The organism is Dietzia sp. NPDC055340, from assembly GCF_053645335.1.
The window spans coordinates 85,831-104,759 of the sequence record NZ_JBSHML010000005.1; the positions used below are offsets into that span (position 1 = coordinate 85,831).

The window sequence follows — 18,929 nt, forward strand, 5'->3', positions numbered from 1 at the left end:
TCATCCCTCCGACGGAAGGCCGGACGTGACCACCACCCTCCTGGCTTTGGGGACCTCGTCGACGGAACTACTCTCGCTGTTCTGGATCGTGTTGGTCATCTGCGTCGCGCCGGTGCTGTCCTGGATGGCCCGGTCGTTCATCCCCGCGGTCGTCCTGCTGCTGGTCGGCGGCATGCTCATCGGCCCGAACGGGATCGGCCTGGCCGAGGAGAGCGGCGGCGTGGCGATGCTGTCGGAGATCGGGCTCGGCATGCTGTTCCTGCTCGCGGGCGCAGAACTCCGGACGTCCACGCTCGCCGGCCGTCGGGGCGCGGGCGCGACGGGCACTTGGGTGGTGAGCCTGATCCTGGCGACCGGCGTCGGGTACCTGGTCTCGGACCGCTGGGAGACCGCCGTGGCGATCGGCCTGCTGCTCACCTCCACCGCGATCGGCACGCTGCTGCCGATCCTCAAGGGAGGCGGCCACGACACCACCCCGGTCGGCCGCGCGGTGCTCACCCACGGCGCGGTCGGAGAACTCGGCCCCGTCCTGGCCATGGCGTTACTGCTCGGCACCCGGGACATCGGCTCGTCCGCGGTGGCGGTCGCCCTGTTCCTGCTGGCCGCCCTGTTCCTGTTCGCGGTACCGCGGCGCCTGCTCTACGTCCCCGCGATGGGGCGCGCACTGGCGCAGGGCAACACCTCGACCGGACAGCTCGTGGTGCGGACGGTGTTCCTGCTGCTGGCCGCGATGATGGCCGTGGCGTCGGTGTTCGGACTGGACGTGGTGCTGGGCGCGTTCGCGGCGGGCATGATCTTGCGCAGCCTCGTCGAGGCGTACGGCAGGCAACTCGTGGCCGTCCGGTCGGATTCCGCAGCTCCCCACGCGCCGCCCCGCGACCTGCTCGGCGAGCTGCTCGGCCGCCTGGACACCGTCGGATACTCCTTGTTCATCCCGGTGTTCTTCGTGGTGTCGGGGATGGGGATCAGCGTGGATGCGGTCGCGGCGGCCCCGTGGCTGCTGGTCGCCGGGGTGGCGAGCATGTTGATCCTGCGTGGCGGTGGCGTGTGGCTCTCGGAGACGTGGCTGCGGGTCAGCCCCGGCCTGGCGACGACGCGCGACCGCGCCCGGGTCGGTTTGTACGCGGCGACGGGTCTGCCGATCATCGTGGCGGTGACGGACGTGGCCGTGACCGGCGATCTGATGCGCGCCGAGGAAGCCGCGGTCCTGGTGGCGGCCGGGGCGGTGACGGTGTTGCTGTTCCCACTGCTCGCCGACGTGGTGCACGCCCCGGGCGTCGGTGCGGGGGCGCCGAGGGCGGGCGCGTCGCCGCCCGGCAGTGTCTCCGATGGCGACGACGACAACGGCGGCGGCATCACGACCGGTGACATCACCGGGACTCGCACCCCGTGACCGTGACAGCGATCGACGGGACCAGCAGCTGAGGCGTGCGGGCCATCAGCAGGCCCCCGAGCAGCGCCCCTGACGCGCCGGCGGCCATGTCGCCGATCGTGTCGTGGTAGGTCACGTGGATGTCGGCGGTGATCGCGGCATATCCGAACCATTCGACCATCTCCCAGAGCGCGCCGAGGGCCAGCCCCAGCGCCGTGGTGAGCACCACGGCTCCGATGGCGGTGAATCGTGGCGAGGCCGGCGGCGGCACGATGTCCCGGCGGGCGAGCACCAGGTACCCCATGACCGCGAGGGCGCCGGCCGTCGCCACGTGGACGGGGATGTCCCACCACCAGACTGCTCGATAGAGATCGAGTACGTTGCTCCACGCCGCGACGAGCAGCACCACGCACACCGCGGCGTCGGCCCCCGGCCGCATTCCGAGGAACCGTGGCAGCGTGAGCCCTGGCGTGCAGAACGCCACGATCGCCGCGTCGGTGACCCCGGACACCGCCAGCGCCAGCACCACACTCAGCACGCCGAGGAGCCGGACCGCATCCGCGACGACCTGTCCGCGGGTACCGGCAGGACGCAGGAAGTTGTCGATCACAGCGGTCCTGCCCCGGCCACGACAGGGCCTGATGGACCTGATGGACCTGATGGACTCTCTGTTCTCACCACGGCCTGCACCGGCAGGTGATCGGAAGGCCAGCCCCCGTCATGACGGAACGGATTGATCGCGGCTTGGGTCACCCGGAGACGGGATGAGGTGAGAATCCAGTCGATCCGATCGCCATGCCGACGCGGACGACGGTAGCGACCGTAGGTGCCCCACTCCCCGGTCGCACGAGAGCGCGCACCGTCCCAGCTGTCCACCAGTCCGGCCGCGAACAGGGCCCGCACGGCATCGCTCGACGGCCCGGCGTTGAGATCCCCGGCCAGCACCGTCGGCGGCTCGCCGGGACCGACCAGATCCCCGATCGCCACGGCCGCGCGGAGCCGCGACCTCGCCGAGAACGGATCCAGATGAGTATTCATCACGTGGATCCGCCGACTCGTGGCCCGGTCCCGGAATCGTGCACCGACCAGAATCCTGGGGAACGGGTTGCCCCACGACGTCGAACCGGGGAGCCGCGGGGTGTCCGACAGCGCGGATTGCTCCCACCCTTCGAGTTCGAGCCTGTCCGTGTCGTACATGATCGGGCACGCCTCGCCGCCGCCGTCGGCTGACCGACCGAAGCCGACGTGGTGGTACCCGCGACCGAGTCCCTCGTAGAGCGCCCCCAGTTGATCCGGGAGCACCTCCTGGGCGCAGAGCACCGTCGGACGCTCCGTGGTGAGCAGAGCGGTGATCCCGGGAGCGCGGCGGCACCACCGATCGGCCGACCGCGCCAGAAAGCGCGGCATCCGCCGCCGGATGTTCCAGCTCATGATGTGGAGCTCGGGCGCCCGCGCCGGCCCGATCACCGCCCGCGTCGTGCGGTGGGTCTCCGAGTCCCGCTCGGTCATCGCCGGAGTCACCGCCCTTCTTCGTCGCCGGGCGCGGCGTCGGCCCCGCCCCCGGCCCACCACCCGTGTGACGGCCCCGTCCGGCCCGGTAGCTCGCGACGCCGCTCCTTCCTGCCACCTTAGGTGTCAGCACCGTGCGCGTACGCCCTGCGCGCGGAAGTCACATACCGCCCGGCGCGGGATGAGACGATGTGGTCCGTGCCCACACCCCCGCCACTCCCGGTACGACACGGTGTCGGACCCACCAGGCTCCGCATCCCTGTTTCGGGACCGTGGACGACGATCGCCGAGTACATGGTGTCGAGATTCGCGCACCTGGACCCGGATGAGCTGTTCCGCCGGATCGACGCTGGGGAGATCGTGGGCGGGGACGGTCGGCCGATCGATCGCCACACCACGCCGGGCAGCCACGAGTTCGTCTGGTACCACCGGCAGCTGCCCGATGAGCGGCCACTGCCCTATCAGGAGACGATCCTGTTCGCGGAGGACGACCTCGTCGTCGTCGACAAACCGCATTTCCTCCCCACCACCCCGTCCGGCCGCTACCTACGCGAGACCGCCCTCGTCCGGCTGCGGGTGCGCCTGGGCAACCCGGACATCACGCCGGTGCACCGACTCGACCGGCCCACCGCCGGGTTGGTCATGTTCACCGCCCGGCCCGAGATGCGCGGCGCGTACCAATCGCTGTTCGAGCAGCGGCGCGTGACCAAGGTCTACGAGGCGGTGTCCGCGCTGCCCGTCGGCTGGGACCCGGACGCCGGCACCCTCCACGGGCAACCGATGCCGCTGGTGCGCCGCGACCACCTCCACTCCCCCGGTGGCCCGCAGCGGACCGTCATACGGCAGGGGCTCGAGCCCAACGCCGAGACCGTCGTGGACGTACTGGGTCACGGGACCAGCGCCACCGGGCGGCCCGTGCTGCACACGCTGCTACGACCGCGCACCGGAAAGCTACATCAGCTGCGCGTGCAGCTCGCCGCGCTCGCTATCCCGATCCTCGGCGACCGGCGCTATCCCGAGCTGTTGCCCGAGGCAGCCGACGACGGCTCACTCCCCCTCCAGCTCCTCGCCCGCGAGCTCGAGTTCACCTACCCGGTCAGCGGCGAGATCCGGCGCTTCCGGAGTCGGCGCACACTGTCGGAGGTACCGGTCGGCGTGTGACGGGTACGCACGAACCGGGCGACCGCCGGCTCAGCACACCGCGTCACCTCGAACGCCGTCGTCGAACGTCAACCGTCGACGTCGTGGAGGTGATGCTCCACGTCATGGACGATGTACTGACACAGCGTTGCGACGGTGAAGACGTACCCGTCACCCCTACGCCCGGTGCGATCCCAGTCGGCGTCGCCGACGCGTCCGAGGATCCCGCGCGTCCGGCCGGTGTCACGGACCAACTGCTCGGCGATCGACGCGGCCCGGGCTCGCCAGTACTCACGCTCGCGGACGGCGGCCTCGCCGTCGAAGTCCGCATATGTGGGGTTGTCGGCCTCGAGCACCGCCGCGAGCCGGTCTCCCAGTACCTCGATGAGGTCGCGACTGTGGCCCGCGTACTCCAGCGGCGACCACACCCGCGGGGCCGGTCGGGTGGCGACGTCCGGCCGGGCGAGCACCACGGCCCACCGCTCGGCCACGGCGGCCAGCCTCTCGTCGGTGGTCAGCGGATCGTGCGGTCGGTACCCACATTCATCGCATCCGCCGTCGAGCACGGTGGTCCAATCGCGGTTGTCCGGCATGCCCGGTTCGGGTTCAACATCCATGGGCGTCACTCTTCCACCGGGTCAACGCGCGTGCAGGCATAGCGGGCCGGTCACTTGTCACGCGGCCCTGCGTGGCGTCGGTTCAGCCGGCGGCGTTCTCGACCTCGCGCTGATAGTGGTCGAGGAACTCGTGCGCGAGGCCCAGGAAGGTCTCGGAGCCCTGCGGCCCCATATGCGAGAGCGCGGACGCGTAGGCGCCGAGAGAACGGGCCGTGTCCGCGTCGAACACCCGGCGGCCCTCGTCTGTGCGCTCGAACTCGTGGGCGCTGCCGCCATCTCGCCGCCGGCGTTCCACGTACCCCGAGGCCAGAGCTGCGTTGACCTGGCGATTGATCGTGGACTGCTCCAACCGGAGCTCGTCGGCGATCTCCCTCAGGGTTCGCGCACGGCCATCGGCGAGCAGCCACAGCAACCGCAGATCCGCGGTGCCGAGCCGCATGGCGCCCTCCATGGCACGGCGTTGACCGTCGAGTCGGCTGAGGATGGCAGCGAGCCGACGTTCCGCGGGCGCGTCAGGCCCCAACCAGTGCTCACTCGATGCCGTCACCTGCAGTCCTCCTTCGCGGACGCGCCCTCGACGAGGGACGGCTGACCGCCTGCTTGCCGTGCCCGTATGCGATATGTAGCCTACACAGGTCGGAATATGTATGTAACATACATATTCGGGCGCGAACCCCTGAAAGGAACTGATGAATCTCTCCCGCGACCGCGCGGCGGCGCCGCTGGCCGTCATCCTGGTCCTCGGCTTCTCAAGCATGTGCGCCTCGCTCATGCAGTCGCTGGTGATCCCCATCCAGCCTGAACTACCGAGGCTTCTGGACACCGCACCGGACAATGCCGCGTGGGTGGTGACCGCGACCCTGCTGGCCGGGGGTGTCGCGATGCCGGTGGCCGGCCGACTCGCCGACATCCGTGGGCGCAAGCCGGTCCTCGTGGCCTCCGCGCTCATCCTGTTGGTGGGCTCGCTCATCTGCGCCCTGTCGACCTCGCTCGTGCCGGTCCTCATCGGTCGCGCCCTCCAGGGACTCGCGATGGGGTACGTCCCCGTCGCGATCAGCTTCGTCCGCGAGATCGCCCCGCCCGCCATGCAGAACTCGGCGGTCGCCGGGATCAGCGCGACGCTCGGCGTCGGCGGCGCACTCGGACTCCCCCTCGCCGCGTGGATCGCACAAGACCACGACTGGCACGCCCTGTTCTGGGTCTCCAGCGCGCTCGCCGCGGTCATGGCCGTGCTCTCGCTGGTCGTGTTGCCGCACCGGCGACCGGTGGACCGGGCCCGGTTCGACTCCGTCGGCGCCATCGGGTTGGCAATCGGCATCGTGGCGATCCTCGGCGGCATCTCCAAGGGCGGCGACTGGGGATGGACCTCGCCGGCCACCTTGTGCGCGATCATCGGTGGCGCCGCGATCCTCCTCGCGTGGGGCTTCTACGAGACCCGCCACGACCAGCCGCTCGTCGACCTCCGGACAACGGCCCGGCGGCCGATCCTTCTCACCAATATCGCCGCGCTCCTCATCGGGTTCGGCATGATGGCGCAGTCGATAGTCGTTCCCCAACTCCTCCAACTCCCCGAATCCACCGGATACGGACTCGGTCAGACGATGCTCCAGGCCGGCCTGTGGATGGCCCCGGGCGGGCTTATGATGCTCGCGTTCACCCCGATCTCCAGCCGGATGCTCACCCGGTTCGGCGGCCGCACCACGCTCGCCCTGGGGGCGGCGGTGATCGCGGCGGGATACCTCGTCGCCGCCTTCTCCGCGCATGCCCCGTGGCAGCTGCTCGTCTCGACGTGCATCGCCTCCGCCGGTGTCGGCATCGGTTATGCGGCCATGCCGACTCTGATCCTCGAGAACTCCCCCGCCTCCGAGGCCGGGGCGGGGGTCGGTCTGAACTCGTTGATGCGCTCCATGGGCACCACCATCGCCGGATCGGTGATGGCCATCGTCCTCACCAGCCGGATGACCGACATCGGCGCGGGCGTCCAGGCTCCCACCCAGGAGATGTTCCGACTGTGCTTCTTCATCGGTGCCGGTGCGGCCGTCGCGGGCGCCGTCATCGTGCTGCTGATCAAGAGCGGGCATCGGCCGTCCGGCACGGGCGCCGAGCCGGTCGCCTCACCGACGTCCGCGGAGGGCACCGGGCAGGAGGCACTCGCCCGGGTCCGCTGACGTCTCCCGGCGCCCGCCGGGGGATCTGAGCTGCGGGGGGCGTCAGCTCCTCCTGTCTCCCGGCGCCCATCCCGCGAGCTCACCGGCCGACACCTCGCCGAGCCACTTCTGCCACAGCGGGCCGAAAGACACTCGTCGCACGCCGAGCCCACGCAACGCCTCGAGGTCCCCGGCACCGTGCCCGTTGACGGGGTGCGCGGTCACGTTCAGCGGTACCGTCACCGCCTGCACGAGACGGCTCACCTCGTCGGCGGTCGACAACCCCACCGGGTAGACCGCGCGGGCTCCGGCGTCCTCCATCATCGTGATGCGGGCTTCCGCCTCGCCCACCGGATCGTCGAAGGTGCCGGTGCCGAGCTTCACCGCGTCCGTCCTGCCGTTGATGACGAAGTCCACGCCGGCCTCGTCGGCAGCCGCACGGGCCGCGGCGATGTAGTCGGCATGCTCCCGCCGGTCACGCACTCGCTTGCCCTCGCCGTGCACGACGTCCTCGATGTTCGCGCCGGCCGCACCGGCCTCGAGCAGCCGCGTGATGAGTTCGGCCGGGTCCAGGCCATAGCCCGACTCGACGTCCACGCTCACGGGAACCCCGGCCGCCGCGGAGATACCGCTGACCACCGACAGGTACTCCGAGAAGTCCATGTTCTCGCCATCGGAGCTGCCGATCGCGTCGGCGACGGGGTGGCTGCCCACGGTCAGTCCGACGGCGCCCGCATCAACCGCGACCTGCGCACTCCAGGTGTCCCACACCGTGGGTAACACCACCAGCTCCCCCGAGCCGTGCCATTCCGCCAGCGCCCTCGCGCGCGCCGCTACATCCGTCATCGCAATCCTCCTCGCGGTGTCCGCGTCTGCACTCTGGGGCAGACCCTACGGGACCGACCCGCTGGACAACGGCGAAAAAGTCTCGATTCAGGACGCTTCGATCTCGCCCACCACGTCATAGCGCAACCAGACACTGCCGTCGGAGAGCGGCTCTGCGGACCGGAACGCGAACTCGACGGGGGCGGGCTCCGCGTCGGCTGAGGATTGGAACAGCGGGGGCGTGTGCCCCTCGGCGTCCGCCGTGGGCATGAGAACGAGGCTGAACGGCTGAACCAGTCGGCGTCGGGCTGCGCGATGGAGTCACCCTCGGAACCGGCAGGCGAGACCGGGGGGAGACGACGCGCGAGCGCAGCTCGTGGTTCCCGTGGATCGCGGCTTCCACAGGCGAGATCGCGAAATCCACTGATCGGCTTACAGGGGTGTTCCCGCCGGGTCATCGGATGAAGACTCGATCGCATGAGATTCGAAGAGCTTCCCGAGAACTGGAACACGATGCCCCTGGACGAGGGGCCGCTCGCCGCCGGTGTCATAGACCTGGTGGTGGGTTACCGAGATCGGCTACGCAACTCCCTGCTCATCCTCCCGTGCGACGAGTACGACGTCGGCCTGCCCGCGCCCCTGCTGGCCGCGGACGCGGACTGGTCCGAACCCGCCTGCGACCGCCAGGAGTCCATGAGGATCCTCCCCGAGATCCCGGCCCCGAGCTTCGTCATCGCGCTCTCGGCGCGGCACCGACTGCCCGACCCGCTCGTACGGGGGTGGTTGAGATCGGTCGAGGACACCCTCGACGCCTCCGGGCAGTCGCTGCTCGCGTTCGGTGTCGCGTTTCTGGGCGGGGTCGAGATCGTGGGCGGTCGCGCGGCACACAACGGCAGTCTCGGCGCGAAGGCCGGGTAGGCGCTCGCGGGAGCAGGCGTCCCGGCGCGCGGCGGTAACATCGTCGGTGATGCCCGACAACTCTTCCGACACCGGGCGCGCGAGCACCGTCGACTACGCGGCGCTCCCCGGCCCGGGCGGGCACAGGTCGCTCATCCCGCCCGTCGACGCGCGCTGGTGGACTCTCAAGGTCGCACTCTCCCAGCGGCCGTGGAGCTTCCTCGCCTCCGGGGCGATGGCCGTGGCGTTCGTCTGCAACGGCATCACCCCGGTGGTCGTGGGCCGCGCCGTGGACGACGCCGTGGCGACCGCGTCGCTGGCCAGCCTGTGGTTCTGGATCGGCATGCTGGCGTGTGTGTTCGCGGTGGCGATCGCCGCGAACTGGACCGCGCGCTTCATGCTCGTGCGCAGCCAGCAACTGGTGAGCCACGACCTGCGCACGCTGGTGACCGACCGCATCCAGGACCCGCGCGGGTTCGCCGGACGGGAGCGCACGCCCGGCGGGCTGCTGTCCATCGCCTCCTCGGATACCACCCGGGTCGGCGACATCGTGATGATGACCGTCATGCCGGTGGCCGAGCTCGCCGCCATCGTCTACGGCGCGGCAGTGATGTTCACCATCAACCCGTGGCTGAGTCTGGCCACGCTCGTCGGCGGTCCACTGCTGGCCGTCGTGGCGCTCCGCGTAGCGCGGCCGCTGCAGACGCGGTCGGTCGCCCGGCAGCAGGCGATCGCCGAGGCCGCCGCCACCGCCACCGACGTGGTGCAGGGCCTACGCATCCTCAAGGGACTGGGTGCGATCGTGACCGTCCGGGGGCGCTACGACGCGGTGTCGGACTCCGCATACTCCAAGACCGTTCACGCCAATGGCGCCGAAGCCCGACTCAACGGGGCCACCGACGCCGCGGGCGCGCTGTTCGTCTCCAGCCTCGGCCTGGGGGCCGGCATTCTCGCGCTGGGCGAGCACATCACCGTCGGCGAACTGATCACCGTGGTGGGCCTGACGCAGTTCCTCGTCGTCCCCATGACCATGTTCGGTCGCAACCTCGCCTCGAGGTGGGCCTCGGCGGAGGCATCGGGCCAGCGGATCCGTGAGGTCCTCGGTGCGGGATTCGAGCGTCCCTCGGAGATCGAGAGCGGACGCGCCGATCACGTTATCGGCGCCCTGCCCACGGGCATCACCGTCGTCCACGGCTCGTACCCCGCCCTGGTGCACGACCTCGAGGCCCTGCCCCGCACCCGCGTGATCGTCGCCCCGCACGCCGCGGACCTGTTCGACGGCACCGTCTCCGACAACGTCCACCCGGACCGGTCCCGGGCCGAGCAGGCGCTCCACATCGCCGCCTGCGACGACATTCCCGAAGGCCCCGACAAACGCGTGGGCGAGAACGGCCGCATGCTGTCCGGTGGTCAGCGCCAGCGGGTCGCCCTGGCGCGCGCCCTGGCCGCCGCCTCCGAGGTGCTGGTGCTGCAGGACCCGACCACCGCGGTCGACTCGGTGACCGAGCAGACGATCGCCGACCAGGTGGCCCGGCATCGCACGGAGGCGATCACGCTCGTGTTCAGCGAGGCGCCGGCCTGGAGCGCCGTCGCGACGATGCACATGACCACGGAGGACCTGACCGGGCTCATCGGCGCCCTGACGGAGGTCGCCCGATGAGCGTCGCGAATGTTCCGCCTCCCCCGGCCAAGGGCGACACCGCCCTGCGATTCCCGCTGGCGACCGCCGGTCAGGTCCGCCGTGAGATGGGGGCCCAGCTCCGCCGTGTCAGGCATGCGCGTCCGGCGCTGCTGGCCGCGCTGACCCTGCTCAGCCTCGGAGCCTGGGCCACCGTCACGGTGCCCCGGGTGATGGGCCAGATCGTGGACCTGGTCACCGGCGCGTCATCCCGACCGTTCTGGCAACTCGGGGCCGTCCTCTTCGGCGCGGCGGTCGCCGGTGCGGTACTCAGCGCCTGCGGCTTCTACCTGGTCTCGCGGGTCGCCGAACGGGTGATCGCCAACCTGCGTCAGGACATGGTCGGTACCGCACTCGGCCTCCCCACCCACCGCGTCGAGGACGCCGGCTCCGGCGACCTCGTCAGCCGTTCCACGGACGACGTCTCCGAGCTGTCGTCCGCGGTGACCGAGACCATCCCGATCCTCACCAGCTCGGTGTTCACTTTGGCGGCGACGGTGATCGCGCTGTTCACGCTGGACTGGCAGTTCATCCTCATCCCGGTGGTGGTCGCGCCCGTCTACGTCCTGGCCGCCCGCTTGTACCTCCGTAAGGCACCGGGACGCTACGCCGACGAACGGGCGGCGATGGCCGACCGCGCCCACCGCGTCCTCGAGGCCATCCGGGGCCGGGCCACCGTGCGCGCGTTCTCGATGGAGGAGCGCATGCATCACGAGATCGCGAACGCCTCCTGGAGCGTGGTCACCAAGGGCATCCGGGCGCGCACCACGATGCTCATCCTCAACGTGTGGATGCTCGTCGCCGAGTTCCTCATGCTCTCGATCGCGCTTCTCCTGGGATACCACCTCGTCGGGGCCGGGACGCTCACCGTGGGCGCGCTCACCGGCGCGGTGCTCATGATCATCCGCCTGCGCGGGCCGTTGAATATGGTCATGCGGGTGCTCGATGTGGTCCAGTCCGGGTACGCCTCGCTGTCCCGCATCGTCGGCGTCGTGGCCGATCCGCCGGTCCCGCTCCCTGATGTCGGGGTCGGCGCCCCGATCGGCAGGGTGGAACTTCGCGGTGTCAGCTTCAGCTACGGCGGGCAGTGGGCGGTCCGGGACATCGACTTCGCCGTCGAACCCGGAACGACCGTGGCGATCGTCGGCGCCTCCGGGGCGGGAAAGACGACCGTCGCCGCGCTTCTCGCCGGGCTGCTCGTCCCGGACCAGGGCCAGGTCCTGGTCGACGGCTATCCGGTCTCGACACTGTCCGACCGCGAGCGGATCGCGCGCCTGGCCACCGTCAGCCAGGAGGTCCACGTGTTCTCCGGAACCCTCCGCCAGGACCTCACCCTGGCCAGGCCCGAGGCGGGCGACGACGAGCTGCTCACCGCCCTGGACCGCGTCCACGCCCGGGGGTGGTACGACCGGCTGCCCGATGGTCTCGACACCGTCGTCGGCGCTCGCGGGATCCAGCTCGACCCGGTGGCCGCCCAGCAGGTCGCCCTGGCCCGGGTTCTCCTCCTCGACCCGGCGATCGTCGTGATGGACGAGGCCACCGCGGAGGCCGGTTCGGCCGGCGCCGGGGCCCTCGAGGACGCCGCGGACGAGGTGACCCGCGACAGGTCCGCGGTGGTGGTCGCCCACCGCCTCGACCAGGCCTCGCGGGCCGACCGGATCCTCGTCATGGATTCCGGACGTATCGTCGAGGCCGGCACGCACGACCAGCTCCTCGCCCGGGACGGCATTTATCACCGTCTGTGGGGCGCGTGGTCTGCCGGCCGCCGCGCTGCGCACTCCCGGGACGCGCCCCCGCCGTCCACCACGACGGCGCCCTCGACGACGCGCACCGACGTCGGACGACGAATCGATCCAGGCTAATCAGCACTCGTCCACATCGCGGTCGTTCGCGTGCTCACGGGCGGGAAATCAGACACATACGGGGTGGCCGCGCGACGTTTCGACGCACGCGGGCGTGGAGTAGACCACACTGGACGGGGTACCGAGACGACCGCGACCAACAGCGATGTCGACCGAGTCCTCCGGGTCGCCGGGTGGCGTCTGCCACAACGTCGCGATACGGGGGATGATGGTGCCGCGAGATGACGACGTTCCACAAGAACAAGATCAGCACAAAACGAAAGAGTCGATACCTATGACCGATGGCAGACAGACGATCATCTACACCCTCACGGATGAGGCCCCCCGCCTGGCGACCGAGGCGTTCCTGCCCGTCGTCAGCACCTTCGCCGATGCCGCCGGAATCGATGTCACCACCAGCGACATCTCGGTGGCCGCGCGCATCCTCGGTGCGTTCCCCGAGCGACTCACCGATGAGCAGAAGGTGCAGGACAACCTGGCCGCGCTCGGTCGTCTGACCCAGGACCCGGACACCAACATCATCAAGCTGCCCAACATCAGCGCCTCCGTCCCGCAGCTCACCAAGGCGATCGCAGAGTTGCAGTCGCAGGGTTACGACATTCCCGACTTCCCGTGGGACCCGCAGACCGACGAGGAGAAGGAGACCGCCGAGCGGTACGCCGGCATCCTCGGAAGTGCGGTCAACCCGGTTCTTCGTCAGGGCAACTCCGACCGTCGCGCGCCGAAGGCCGTCAAGGAGTACGCCAAGGCCAACCCGCACTCCATGGGCAAGTGGTCCATGGCCTCGCAGACCCACGTCGCGCACATGACCCACGGCGACTTCTACGCCGGCGAGAAGTCGATCATTCTCGACCGCGACTGCGACGCCCGCATGGAGGTAGTGACGCCCGACGGGAAGACCGAGGTCCTCAAGACCGTGCCGCTGCGGGAGGGCACCGTCGTGGACTCCATGTTCATGAGCAAGAAGGCTCTGCTGGAGTTCTACGAGGAGCAGCTCAATGACGCCAAGGAGACCGGCGTCATGTTCTCGCTGCACGTCAAGGCCACCATGATGAAGGTGAGCCACCCGATCGTGTTCGGGCACGCCGTCCGCGTGTTCTACAAGGACGCCTTCGAAAAGTACGGCGAGCTGTTCGACGAGCTCGGCATCAACGTCAACAACGGCATGGGCGACCTGTACGCCAAGATCGACACCCTGCCCTCGGCCAAGAAGGAAGAGATCATCGAGGAGCTGCACCGCTGCCACGAGCAGCGGCCGGAGCTCGCGATGGTCGACTCGGCCCGCGGCATCTCCAACTTTCACTCCCCCTCGGATGTGATCGTCGACGCTTCCATGCCCGCGATGATCCGCATCGGTGGCAAAATGTACGGCGCCGACGGCCGCAAGAAGGACACCAAGGCGGTCATCCCGGAGTCCACGTTCGCGCGGATTTACCAGGAGATCATCAACTTCTGCAAGACCAACGGCGCGTTCGACCCCACCACTATGGGCACCGTGCCAAACGTCGGACTCATGGCGCAGAAGGCCGAGGAGTACGGCAGCCACGACAAGACCTTCGAGGTCGAGACCGGCGGCGTGGCCAACATCGTCGACGCCGCGACCGGTGAGGTCCTGGTCTCTCAGGAGGTCGAGGCCGGCGACATCTGGCGCATGTGCACTGTCAACGACGCGCCGATCCGTGACTGGGTCAAGCTCGCCGTGGACCGTGCCCGCGCCTCCGGCATGCCCGCCGTCTTCTGGCTCGACCCGTACCGGCCGCACGAGAACAACCTGATCACGCTGGTCAACAAGTACCTCCAGGATCACGACACCGAGGGCCTGGACATCCAGATCATGTCGCAGGTGCGCGCCATGCGCTACACCCTCGAGCGCGCGTGGCGCGGCCTGGACACCATCTCGGTGACCGGCAATATCCTGCGCGACTACCTCACGGACCTGTTCCCGATCCTCGAGCTGGGCACCAGTGCCAAGATGCTCTCGATCGTGCCGCTCATGGCCGGCGGTGGGCTCTACGAGACGGGCGCCGGCGGTTCCGCGCCGAAGCACGTCCAGCAGCTGGTAGAGGAGAACCACTTGCGCTGGGATTCGCTCGGGGAGTTCCTCGCGATCGGTGCGAGCCTCGACGACCTCGGTCGCAAATACGACAACCCGAAGGCCACCATCCTCGCCCAAGCGCTGGACACCGCGACCGGCAAGCTGCTGGAAAACGGCAAGTCGCCCTCGCGCGTGACCGGCGAGCTCGACAACCGGGGCAGCCAGTTCTGGCTGGCGTTGTACTGGGCGCAGGAGCTGGCGGCGCAGACCGAGGACGCCGAGCTCGCAGCGCGGTTCGCCCCGCTCGCCGAGAAGCTGGACGCCGACAAGGACACGATCCTCGAGGAGCTGACGGTCGTCCAGGGCCACGCGGTCGATCTCGGCGGTTACTACCAGCCCGACACCGAGAAGCTGAAGTCCGCGATGCGTCCGAGCAAGACGCTCAACGACCACCTCGACAGCGCCTTCGCCTGATCTCCCGCTGAACCCTCACTACCCACCGCGCCCCCGCCGGAGTGATCCGACGGGGGCGCGGTGTGTCGTGGGACGAGGAATACGACGACGACTCAGCTCATGTCACTCGCCGAACGCTGCGCTCAGGCACCGCATCGCAGCCAGGGTCTTGGGCACGCCGATGTACGGCATGAGGTGCACGAAACACTCGGCGACCTCTTCCTTGCTCATCCCGGCCACCTCGACCGCGGTCCGGATGTGCCCGGTCAGCTGGGGCTCGGTGCCGCCCATCGCCGCCAGGGCCGCCATGTTGAGCATCTGACGGTCGCGCAACTCGATCCCCGGCCGCTGGTAGGTGCCGCCGAACACCGCGCCCACCACCCAATCGGAGGCGCCCGGGGCGAACTCGTCCAACTGTTGCTTCCAGGCGGCGGCGCCCTCGGGCGACTGTGTCTCCTCGACGAACTGGTTGCCCTTGTCCATACTCAAATCCACGAGTGTCCTTCTCGACGATCGGAAAGTGCCTGGTCAGGCTAGCAGTCTTCCTACACTGCGGCAGGTGGTGAGCGAGCCGGGCCGAGCTGTCGGAGCGCTGTGCCATAGTTCAGTTCCGCGCGCCGGGCCCGGTCTTACAAGGGCCTGCGCCATCAAACCGAGGAGAGGCCATGCCCCGAACCCAGCCCGATCTCGACTCCGGCCTGTGCTGGCGTCTGCTGCTCGCCGCGGTGCAACTGCTTTATGAGCGTGGGCTGACCGGCCTTCGGGTTGTCCCCTCCATAGGTGCCGTCGGCTGGTGGCGGATTGAGATCACCACCGCAGCGAATCTGCGCTCTGGCGTGAACCTGCCGGCACGCGACGAGAATGCCGTCTTCCGGGCAACGGAAGGAGCCTTCCCGCGTGTGGGTGAGCTCGAGATCCTGCCCTCCACGACCGTGGACCAGGTTGCGGACGAGATCCTCCGCGAACTCGGCCCTCTCACAGGGGCCGGTTACTTCAACGACCGGGAGTATTGCGGTTGGTTCACCGGGATGTGCCGACAGGCGGAAGCCCTCGGCTCGCCGCCTTCCGCTTTCGATGAGTTCCACAACGGGTGGCGGTGCGGAGCATTCGACATCACCCCACCTCCCGGATGGGAGGCAGCACAATGGTCCGACGCGTGAAAGGTGCCGGCATGGCCAGAACGCTGGTGATGATCGGCGCAGCACTCCTGGCCGGGGGCTGCGCGGCCGGGCAGGCCGGTGATCAGAGCGAACAGCCCACCAGCCAGATCCCGAGTTCATCCGATAGTCCCACCCTCACCACGACCGTCACCGCGGCCTCCCCCTCGCGGAGCAACTTGACCAGCGTGGGCCCGGACGCCTTCGCCGCGCCGAGCAGCCCGGGCGTCTATGCGTGGAACTACTCCACGGGCGGCCGACACGTGGGACTGTGCGTTTCCGCAGGAGATACGGTGACCTGTACCGGGAGACCAGTCTCGGAGATACCGGATCTGACCGAGCACTTCCCCGGCCGTCCCGGCGCCGTCGAACTCGGCGTAGCAGGTCTGCGCTATACGTTTGTCGAGGGGGTGCCGCCGGTGTCCGCCCGGCTCGAGACCGGTCAGGCTGTAGAGATCGGCACTGTGCGGTGCGCCATGCCTGACGCGGCAACGCTCGAGTGTGGCTCCGGCAGCAACTCGTTCACGATCAGCGGCCCCGGCCGGGTCATCACCACCTCGGGTGCCATCCTCGGCGAGCGCGATACCTCGAACCACCCGGGCCCGGACTCCACGGGCACTTCGTCAGCCATCCCGGCACCGGTGGCACCCGCTGGCCAGCCGCGGGAATTCATCGGGGCCACGGGTCTGGTCAGCGGGGTTCGCACGTCTTCCGGTCACCTGGTGACCGCCTCCGTCCCGCCGTGTGACGGCAGGGGAATCCTCATCCTCGACTCGTTCGTCGATTCACCCCAGCCGCAGGCTGGGATCGCGGCCCTTCTTGACCGCCACCCGGGAGCTGAGTTCGCCACCCCGGGCCAGTGCCCGTCACTTCGCGCCGGTGTCGACGGAGCGCGCGTCTACCCGATCTATATGGACCACGCGCACGACACCGCGGAACTGTGCCGCGATAAGGCGGCTCGCGGCGGCAATGCGAGGTTGCTCACCACGTCGGCGGAGTACATCGATCCGTGCTGATGCCGCCGGTGGCCGCCGCCCGCGCGGCTAGATCCCCTTTTTGAGCAGCCGCTCCCACTTGCCGGGCATAGGCGCCGCCACCACGAGCTCTGTGCCATCGGGCAGTGGAATCACCATCTTCGTGGCGTGCAGGTGGAGGCCCCTTCCACCCCGCTCCTCCACCAGCGCGTTGAAGCGCAGGTCACCGTAGCGGTCATCTCCGGCGATCGGGTGCCCGGCATGCTGGAGATGGACGCGGATCTGATGCTTTCGTCCGGTGAGCAGCCGGGCGTCCACGAGCGTGGCCCGGTTCCCCACCCTCCGGCGGACCTCGACATGTGTCTCGGCGCGCTGCCCGTTCGGGTGCACCACCACTTCGGCGGCCCGCCGCAGCAGCGGTGCGTCCAACGCCGTGACGTCCTCGGGCCAGCGGCCTGAGACGATCGCCAGGTAGTGTCGTTCGATCTCGTCCTCGCGGTCGCGGAGCATCTCGTGCAGATGCCGGAGCATCGAGTGGGTCTTCGCGAGGACGAGCACCCCGGAGGTATCCCGGTCCAACCTGTGCGCGAGTTCGAGTTCGGGCACGCCGGGTCGCAGGTGCCGGAGGGTCTCGATCACACCGGCGGGAACATCTGTCCCCCTGTGCACCGCCACTCCGGCTGGTTTGTCCACGATCAACAGGTCGGCGTCCTCGTAGAGAACGCACCTGCGCATCTGTTCCAGAAGTGCTGAGGGCGGCCTCGGTGAGACGGTGGCAGGGGCCTCCACATCGAGGGCGGGCACCTCGATCACGTCGCCTTTGACAAGACGGTAGTTCTGTTCGGTCCTACGACCGTTGACCCGGAGTCTGCCCTTGCGCAGCAGCTCGAACAGCAGGCCCGCCGGCACGCCTTTGAGGTGGGATCGCAGGAACTTGTCGAGTCTGCGGCCCGCGTGCTCGTCGTCGACGGTGATGGCGGCGGCCGGGCGCGAAACCATCGATTTTTCAGACCGGGATACCGACGCAGGCCTCGACGACTTCTTCCGGTGGGCGGGAGGCGGCCGCCCCGACGACCGGGTCCGGTTGCGACCGACGTGCCCACCGGCCCCTGTGTGCGGGCGACGCCCTGCAGCTCTCCCCGCACCGGAATCGGACCCTCTGGCAGACACTCTGACTCCACGTGACACGAACAGCGACCGGACCTTGACACCTGAACTCCACCACACTCCTGCACGACCGGCCACTCGGTGTGCCCCGGGGCACGCAACAGGAACGGGCGCAGGAAGCGCCGGTCAGCCCAGAGAGGCGTGGTTCAGTGTGCTCAACTGCTCGTTGACGTCAGAGAACGTGGCGGTCACGTCCATGATCCCGAACCCGGCAAGTCGCTCGGTGTGCATCCTGACGTAGGCCTCGGCGTTCTCGCGGGTGTCGAAGAGATAAATGCCCCCGGAGAGGTCGGCCGACTGGTCCTCGATCCAGAGCTTCCAGATGAATCCCGGCTCCTCGTTGATCGACTCCGCGAGCCCGCGGAACGCCTCCGCCATCTCCGCACCCCAGGGCCCCTGCATGGGGAAGTTCACCTGTACCACCACAGCCATCATCGACCTCCTGGTTTGCACCCGAACCTCAGGGTTACGCGTTGTGGATGGATCACCGATCCTCCCAGACCTGCCGCCAGTACCCGGCGAGTGAGTCGACGGTCTCGTGCGCGTTCAAGCCGCTCGGTTGGGGAACGACCCAGAGCGCGACCCCGTTTGGCCAGCCCCGGATCGCCGACGTGTCCTGCGGTCCCGTCGTCGCCCGCGGCTGCGCGAAGGAGATCCGGTAGGCGGTGATTCCCGCGACCGCCACGAGGTCGGGCCGTAGGTCGCGGACCCGCGAGATCAATCTTTCCCCTCCGGCGCGGAGCTCCTCGCGGCTGAGCTCGTCCGCTCTGGCGGTGGCACGACCCACCAGGTTGGTCACGCCGATGCCCCGCGACGTGAGCTGACGCTCGTCCGCGGCCGAGAGTCCGGCCGCGGCGTCCACGAGATGGTCGGTCAGGCCCGCTCGGTGAAGTGAGGGCCAGAAGCGGTTTCCCGGCCGGGCGAAAGGTGCGTTGACCGCCGCGGTCCACAGGCCCGGGTTGATCCCCACGATGAGCAATCGGAGCCGCGCGGGGGCGGCGGGCAGTACATCGTCCATCGCGTGCGGATCGTCTGTGGCGAAGCGTGCCAGGTCCTCGCGCCCGGGCCTACCCCCGCCCATCGGAGAGGGGCGCCG

General features: G+C 69.3%; 19 protein-coding genes. 9 read left to right on the forward strand and 10 right to left on the reverse strand.

Annotated elements, in window-relative coordinates:
* Positions 1–25 precede the first annotated feature (25 nt).
* The gene (locus ACWIFB_RS04860; RefSeq protein WP_454057498.1) at positions 26–1,393 is read left to right on the forward strand and encodes a cation:proton antiporter; all 1,368 of its coding nucleotides are present in this window, start codon (positions 26–28) and stop codon (positions 1,391–1,393) included.
* Here ACWIFB_RS04860 and ACWIFB_RS04865 read toward each other — a convergent pair.
* The gene (locus ACWIFB_RS04865) at positions 1,371–1,982 is read right to left on the reverse strand and encodes a hypothetical protein (protein WP_454057499.1); all 612 of its coding nucleotides are present in this window, start codon (positions 1,980–1,982) and stop codon (positions 1,371–1,373) included. The genes ACWIFB_RS04860 and ACWIFB_RS04865 overlap by 23 nt on opposite strands.
* On the reverse strand, positions 1,979–2,893 hold the full coding sequence (locus tag ACWIFB_RS04870; protein ID WP_454057500.1) for an endonuclease/exonuclease/phosphatase family protein: 915 nt from the start codon (positions 2,891–2,893) through the stop codon (positions 1,979–1,981). Before ACWIFB_RS04870 ends, ACWIFB_RS04865 begins: the two co-directional genes overlap by 4 nt.
* A 177-nt stretch (positions 2,894–3,070) precedes the next feature.
* On the opposite strand from ACWIFB_RS04870, the gene ACWIFB_RS04875 reads away from it, so the two are divergent.
* Positions 3,071–4,042, forward strand: a complete 972-nt coding sequence (locus ACWIFB_RS04875) for a pseudouridine synthase (protein WP_454057501.1) — start codon at positions 3,071–3,073, stop codon at positions 4,040–4,042.
* A 68-nt stretch (positions 4,043–4,110) separates the two neighbouring features.
* On the opposite strand, the gene ACWIFB_RS04880 is transcribed toward ACWIFB_RS04875, so the two are convergent.
* Both ACWIFB_RS04880 and ACWIFB_RS04885 read right to left on the reverse strand, forming a co-directional pair.
* Positions 4,111–4,638 carry a DinB family protein gene (locus tag ACWIFB_RS04880; protein WP_454057502.1) on the reverse strand — a complete coding sequence of 176 codons (528 nt, stop codon included), beginning with the start codon at positions 4,636–4,638 and terminating at the stop codon, positions 4,111–4,113.
* 82 nt (positions 4,639–4,720) lie between these two features.
* Positions 4,721–5,185, reverse strand: coding sequence for a MarR family winged helix-turn-helix transcriptional regulator (locus ACWIFB_RS04885; protein ID WP_454057503.1), 465 nt, complete (start codon positions 5,183–5,185; stop codon positions 4,721–4,723).
* A 142-nt stretch (positions 5,186–5,327) separates the two neighbouring features.
* Here ACWIFB_RS04885 and ACWIFB_RS04890 point away from each other — a divergent pair, with 142 nt between their 5' ends.
* The gene (locus ACWIFB_RS04890; protein ID WP_452100748.1) at positions 5,328–6,806 is read left to right on the forward strand and encodes an MFS transporter; all 1,479 of its coding nucleotides are present in this window, start codon (positions 5,328–5,330) and stop codon (positions 6,804–6,806) included.
* A gap of 42 nt (positions 6,807–6,848) precedes the next feature.
* Here the strand turns inward: ACWIFB_RS04890 and ACWIFB_RS04895 are convergent, their stop codons facing one another.
* Positions 6,849–7,631, reverse strand: a complete 783-nt coding sequence (locus ACWIFB_RS04895; RefSeq protein WP_454057504.1) for an isocitrate lyase/PEP mutase family protein — start codon at positions 7,629–7,631, stop codon at positions 6,849–6,851.
* An 87-nt stretch (positions 7,632–7,718) separates the two neighbouring features.
* A complete protein-coding gene (locus ACWIFB_RS04900) occupies positions 7,719–7,880 on the reverse strand; it encodes a hypothetical protein (protein WP_452100750.1) in 162 nt (53 codons plus the stop codon).
* A 207-nt stretch (positions 7,881–8,087) separates the two neighbouring features.
* On the opposite strand from ACWIFB_RS04900, the gene ACWIFB_RS04905 reads away from it, so the two are divergent.
* The 4 genes from ACWIFB_RS04905 (at position 8,088) to ACWIFB_RS04920 (ending at position 14,556) form a co-directional block, all read left to right on the forward strand.
* A complete protein-coding gene (locus tag ACWIFB_RS04905) occupies positions 8,088–8,528 on the forward strand; it encodes a hypothetical protein (protein WP_454057505.1) in 441 nt (146 codons plus the stop codon).
* Between the two features lie 49 nt (positions 8,529–8,577).
* Positions 8,578–10,167 (forward strand): ABC transporter transmembrane domain-containing protein, encoded by a 1,590-nt coding sequence (locus ACWIFB_RS04910; protein WP_454057506.1) that lies wholly within the window; start codon positions 8,578–8,580, stop codon positions 10,165–10,167.
* A complete protein-coding gene (locus tag ACWIFB_RS04915; RefSeq protein ID WP_454057507.1) occupies positions 10,164–12,047 on the forward strand; it encodes an ABC transporter ATP-binding protein in 1,884 nt (627 codons plus the stop codon). Before ACWIFB_RS04910 ends, ACWIFB_RS04915 begins: the two co-directional genes overlap by 4 nt.
* A gap of 274 nt (positions 12,048–12,321) precedes the next feature.
* A complete protein-coding gene (locus ACWIFB_RS04920; protein WP_454057508.1) occupies positions 12,322–14,556 on the forward strand; it encodes an NADP-dependent isocitrate dehydrogenase in 2,235 nt (744 codons plus the stop codon).
* Positions 14,557–14,658: 102 nt separating this feature from the next.
* Here the strand turns inward: ACWIFB_RS04920 and ACWIFB_RS04925 are convergent, their stop codons facing one another.
* The gene (locus ACWIFB_RS04925; protein ID WP_454057509.1) at positions 14,659–15,030 is read right to left on the reverse strand and encodes a carboxymuconolactone decarboxylase family protein; all 372 of its coding nucleotides are present in this window, start codon (positions 15,028–15,030) and stop codon (positions 14,659–14,661) included.
* Positions 15,031–15,200: 170 nt separating this feature from the next.
* Here ACWIFB_RS04925 and ACWIFB_RS04930 point away from each other — a divergent pair, with 170 nt between their 5' ends.
* Both ACWIFB_RS04930 and ACWIFB_RS04935 read left to right on the forward strand, forming a co-directional pair.
* The gene (locus ACWIFB_RS04930) at positions 15,201–15,695 is read left to right on the forward strand and encodes a hypothetical protein (protein WP_452100755.1); all 495 of its coding nucleotides are present in this window, start codon (positions 15,201–15,203) and stop codon (positions 15,693–15,695) included.
* 11 nt (positions 15,696–15,706) lie between these two features.
* Positions 15,707–16,708, forward strand: coding sequence for a hypothetical protein (locus ACWIFB_RS04935; RefSeq protein WP_454057510.1), 1,002 nt, complete (start codon positions 15,707–15,709; stop codon positions 16,706–16,708).
* Between the two features lie 27 nt (positions 16,709–16,735).
* Here ACWIFB_RS04935 and ACWIFB_RS04940 read toward each other — a convergent pair whose 3' ends face one another.
* The 3 genes from ACWIFB_RS04940 to ACWIFB_RS04950 form a co-directional block, all read right to left on the reverse strand.
* Positions 16,736–17,665, reverse strand: a complete 930-nt coding sequence (locus tag ACWIFB_RS04940) for an RluA family pseudouridine synthase (RefSeq protein WP_454057511.1) — start codon at positions 17,663–17,665, stop codon at positions 16,736–16,738.
* A gap of 294 nt (positions 17,666–17,959) precedes the next feature.
* Entirely contained in the window at positions 17,960–18,265 is a 306-nt protein-coding gene (locus ACWIFB_RS04945) for a monooxygenase (RefSeq protein WP_452100758.1), read from the reverse strand.
* Positions 18,266–18,317: 52 nt separating this feature from the next.
* Entirely contained in the window at positions 18,318–18,914 is a 597-nt protein-coding gene (locus ACWIFB_RS04950) for a mismatch-specific DNA-glycosylase (RefSeq protein ID WP_452100761.1), read from the reverse strand.
* Between the last annotated feature and the right edge of the window lie 15 nt (positions 18,915–18,929).

What these genes read in the sequence shown, in the direction of transcription:
- ACWIFB_RS04950 (WP_452100761.1), bottom strand. Translation starts at nt 18,914, where the DNA reads ATGGGCGGGGGTAGGCCCGGGCGCGAGGACCTGGCACGCTTCGCCACA.
- ACWIFB_RS04915 (WP_454057507.1), top strand. Translation starts at nt 10,164, where the DNA reads ATGAGCGTCGCGAATGTTCCGCCTCCCCCGGCCAAGGGCGACACCGCC.
- ACWIFB_RS04920 (WP_454057508.1), top strand. Translation starts at nt 12,322, where the DNA reads ATGACCGATGGCAGACAGACGATCATCTACACCCTCACGGATGAGGCC.
- ACWIFB_RS04880 (WP_454057502.1), bottom strand. Translation starts at nt 4,638, where the DNA reads ATGGATGTTGAACCCGAACCGGGCATGCCGGACAACCGCGATTGGACC.
- ACWIFB_RS04875 (WP_454057501.1), top strand. Translation starts at nt 3,071, where the DNA reads ATGTGGTCCGTGCCCACACCCCCGCCACTCCCGGTACGACACGGTGTC.
- ACWIFB_RS04930 (WP_452100755.1), top strand. Translation starts at nt 15,201, where the DNA reads ATGCCCCGAACCCAGCCCGATCTCGACTCCGGCCTGTGCTGGCGTCTG.
- ACWIFB_RS04935 (WP_454057510.1), top strand. Translation starts at nt 15,707, where the DNA reads ATGGCCAGAACGCTGGTGATGATCGGCGCAGCACTCCTGGCCGGGGGC.
- ACWIFB_RS04900 (WP_452100750.1), bottom strand. Translation starts at nt 7,880, where the DNA reads ATGCCCACGGCGGACGCCGAGGGGCACACGCCCCCGCTGTTCCAATCC.
- ACWIFB_RS04910 (WP_454057506.1), top strand. Translation starts at nt 8,578, where the DNA reads ATGCCCGACAACTCTTCCGACACCGGGCGCGCGAGCACCGTCGACTAC.
- ACWIFB_RS04905 (WP_454057505.1), top strand. Translation starts at nt 8,088, where the DNA reads ATGAGATTCGAAGAGCTTCCCGAGAACTGGAACACGATGCCCCTGGAC.
- ACWIFB_RS04945 (WP_452100758.1), bottom strand. Translation starts at nt 18,265, where the DNA reads ATGGCTGTGGTGGTACAGGTGAACTTCCCCATGCAGGGGCCCTGGGGT.
- ACWIFB_RS04890 (WP_452100748.1), top strand. Translation starts at nt 5,328, where the DNA reads ATGAATCTCTCCCGCGACCGCGCGGCGGCGCCGCTGGCCGTCATCCTG.
- ACWIFB_RS04895 (WP_454057504.1), bottom strand. Translation starts at nt 7,631, where the DNA reads ATGACGGATGTAGCGGCGCGCGCGAGGGCGCTGGCGGAATGGCACGGC.
- ACWIFB_RS04940 (WP_454057511.1), bottom strand. Translation starts at nt 17,665, where the DNA reads ATGGTTTCGCGCCCGGCCGCCGCCATCACCGTCGACGACGAGCACGCG.